At 45.7% G+C, this 2929-nt stretch carries 2 protein-coding genes and 2 pseudogenes; all 4 read left to right on the top strand.

Going from position 1 to position 2929, the window contains the following annotated elements:
• Positions 1-98: 98 nt before the first annotated feature.
• Positions 99-1120, top strand: a pseudogene (locus BHE85_RS12670) (PstS family phosphate ABC transporter substrate-binding protein); the annotation flags it as partial.
• 15 nt (positions 1121-1135) lie between these two features.
• Positions 1136-1846, top strand: coding sequence for a YbbD family protein (locus BHE85_RS12665; protein ID WP_000424543.1), 711 nt, complete (start codon positions 1136-1138; stop codon positions 1844-1846).
• 2 nt (positions 1847-1848) lie between these two features.
• Entirely contained in the window at positions 1849-2616 is a 768-nt protein-coding gene (locus tag BHE85_RS12660; RefSeq protein ID WP_001183159.1) for a hypothetical protein, read from the top strand.
• A gap of 2 nt (positions 2617-2618) precedes the next feature.
• Positions 2619-2834 (top strand): annotated as a pseudogene (locus BHE85_RS12655) (hypothetical protein); the annotation flags it as partial.
• Between the last annotated feature and the right edge of the window lie 95 nt (positions 2835-2929).

Below are 2929 nucleotides of genomic sequence, written 5' to 3'. Positions count from 1 at the left end.
AGTAGCGGAGCAGGAAGGACATCTGATGGAAATGGAAGCCACGCAAGCACCTTAAAATCACCATCATACACTAAATCAGTAAGTTGGCAACATTACCCGGCCGGCCAACCAGACATCCTTTAACCGGTACATCCGGGCTACGTTGCCGTAATTCCCTCCTGTTTATCCTTCTCATGCTTGGTTTTGTCGCTGGTTATCAGGGTTATTTATATAAACAGCTCAATCCCGGCGTCGGTGTGCGCGAAAATATTGATACCTGGGCCTGGCGACCCGATAAACTCAATAATCAACTGACACCACTGCGTGGTAAACCGCAAATTCAGTTTACGCAAAACTGGCCGCGACTCGATGGTGCTACGGCGGCGTACCCAATTTATGCCTCTGCATTTTATGCTTTGAGCGTTATACCGGAAGATTTTCACACCAGGGAATATCTGGAGAGCTCTCGTACCCCCGATGCGTATAACAGGATTGTTAAAGGTGATGCTGATATTATTTTTGTGGCGCAACCTTCCGGTGGGCAGAAAAAACGCGCTGAGGAATCGGGCATTACTTTGCTGTACACGCCTTTTGCCCGTGAAGCGTTTGTTTTCATCGTCAATGCGGATAATCCGGTTAATTCCCTGACTGAACAACAGGTGCGTGACATCTTCAGTGGTGCAATTACCAACTGGCGTACTGTTGGCGGTAACGATCAGGAGATCCAGACCTAGCAACGCCCGGAAGACTCTGGTAGCCAGACGGTGATGCAATCCCAGGTCATGAAAAATGTCCGCATGATCTCGCCGCAGGAAACAGAAGTGGCAAGTATGATGGAGGGAATGATTAAAGTCGTTGCCGAATACCGTAATACAAACAACGCAATAGGTTACACCTTCCGTTATTACGCAACACAAATGAACGCCGATAAAAATATAAAACTGCTAGCGATTAACGGTATTGCACCGACTGCGAAAACATTCGCAACGGCAAATATCCCTATATCATCGATGCCTTTATGGTAACGCGGGAAAATACGACGTCAGAGACACAAAAATTGTTGGAGTGGTTTTTAACGCCGCAGGGACAGAGTTTGGTGGAAGATGTAGGTTATGTCCCGATGTATAAGACGCTACCTTAAAGCTGGATAATAAAAATGGAATTAGTTAATACATTATTTGCAAGCCTTGCCGGTACTGATCCCTTCACAGGCGTGGATATTACGATTGCCAACTGCAAATCGGCATACTGGGATGAAGGCATTGTTCAGCAACTTATTAACCAGGCCCTGGATGAAGGGGAAAAGTTCGTCGGTGCTGACGGTCTTGAGGGATTGCTTCGATATGATGTCACATTAAATATTGGCTTAACCTCCAGCAAAGTATGGCCGGGATTTTCCCTCGATACCGCCACCATTAGCCGTCTTTGTGCCTGTGGTGCTGATTTTGGATTTGACCCCTATATCAGTGATGTACCAGATGTTCAATGTGACCTGAACACGACAAATGACGTCACCGTACAATTTACGGCGATGCTAAATCCGGATGAGCGGGTGATAATAGCAAAGCGCCCGCTTAAAAAATGTGACTCCTGGATTGAGGATGTCTATATCTTTCAGGTCTTTAAAGATGCCTGGAAATTTCATAACAATAACAGTTTACGCGGATTTCGCGATAAGCAGGCCGAACTGAAACTCTACACGCGTCATTACTCAGTGGAAAATTGCGCAGAGGAAAGCTGTCGAGACTGCAATAGTTGCATTCGCCCCAGCTTTTCCCTTTCGCGTAGCGCCCTTATTCGCCTGAACGCGGCGAATGCTCGTTTTGTCTATCAACCGTTTACACGCGATCAGCGGGCGAGGGGGTAACTATGCAACCCAGCCCCGCCATGCAGGCATTAATTGAGCAGATTTATCACACCTTTCGTCGTTATCGGGTGCCGCAGAAATTTGTGGTTTGTTGTGAATATTGCCTGAGTCAGCAGGAACAAAAGGCATTACGGAGTACATCGTTACGAGCGATCCCGTATTCCTTAATCAATGCCTGGAATAGTAGCCCAGGGCCTGATCCGCAAAATAGCGATGAGGTCCGCTATTTTCTGCCGCGTTTACTGGAATTTGTTGCACAGGGGCATTTTGACAATATTCACGTAGTTTTTTCTCTGCGCCGTATCAACCTTGCCAACAAAGAAAACTGGCGTGCGGATGAACGGGCAATTTTACAGCGATTTGCCTGCCAGTATATGACTGATTGGGTATCCGGCGATGAAGCTGTCGAATTACAGTATATGCTGGAAATGTTTTTCCGTGCCGATATCGCTCTTGCGCCATTGCTGGATGCCATTAATTCAGTTCCCGGCTTTTGGTCGACCGTTTCTCTTGCCTGTTTATTGAACAGATATTGTGAGGATTATATCAGAGATAACCAGGACGATATCGATAACGTCATTACCACCCAAATCAATGCCTGGGCTAGAAATAATCATCCTTTACTGAAAGAAAGAGCGCGGCAAGCGATTGAGAACCCGCTAAAACAGCCCGAACCAATGACAGAATATCAGGTCTGGGAAGATGACTGGATAATTGATGAGTGTTTATGCGCGATGTATGACGCATCATCCGAATCACTAGGAAAATAAAAATGATTAGATTCCGGCTTTATATTCCCCCTGTAATTCTCGGTTTTGTTATCGTGCCATTATTGGTATGGCCGACGGTTATTGTCTTAGCCGTACTTATATTCACGTTAACTTTTCTGGCAGAAATAATATTCTCCTTTCCGCTCCTGGTTGTGTGTATTTCTCTTCAGGAATTACAACTTGAGTTAATGGTTGAATATGCACTTTTTTTCAGTGTAGGTAATGCTGCCAACTTACTGATTTAGTGTATGATGGTGATTTTAAGGTGCTTGCGTGGCTTCCATTTCCATCAGATGTCCTTCCTGCTCCGCTA

This window comes from Shigella sp. FC1567, from assembly GCF_001743015.1.
In the GTDB taxonomy this organism is placed as follows: domain Bacteria; phylum Pseudomonadota; class Gammaproteobacteria; order Enterobacterales; family Enterobacteriaceae; genus Escherichia; species Escherichia coli.
This window is presented reverse-complemented; position numbering and strand designations above follow the sequence as displayed.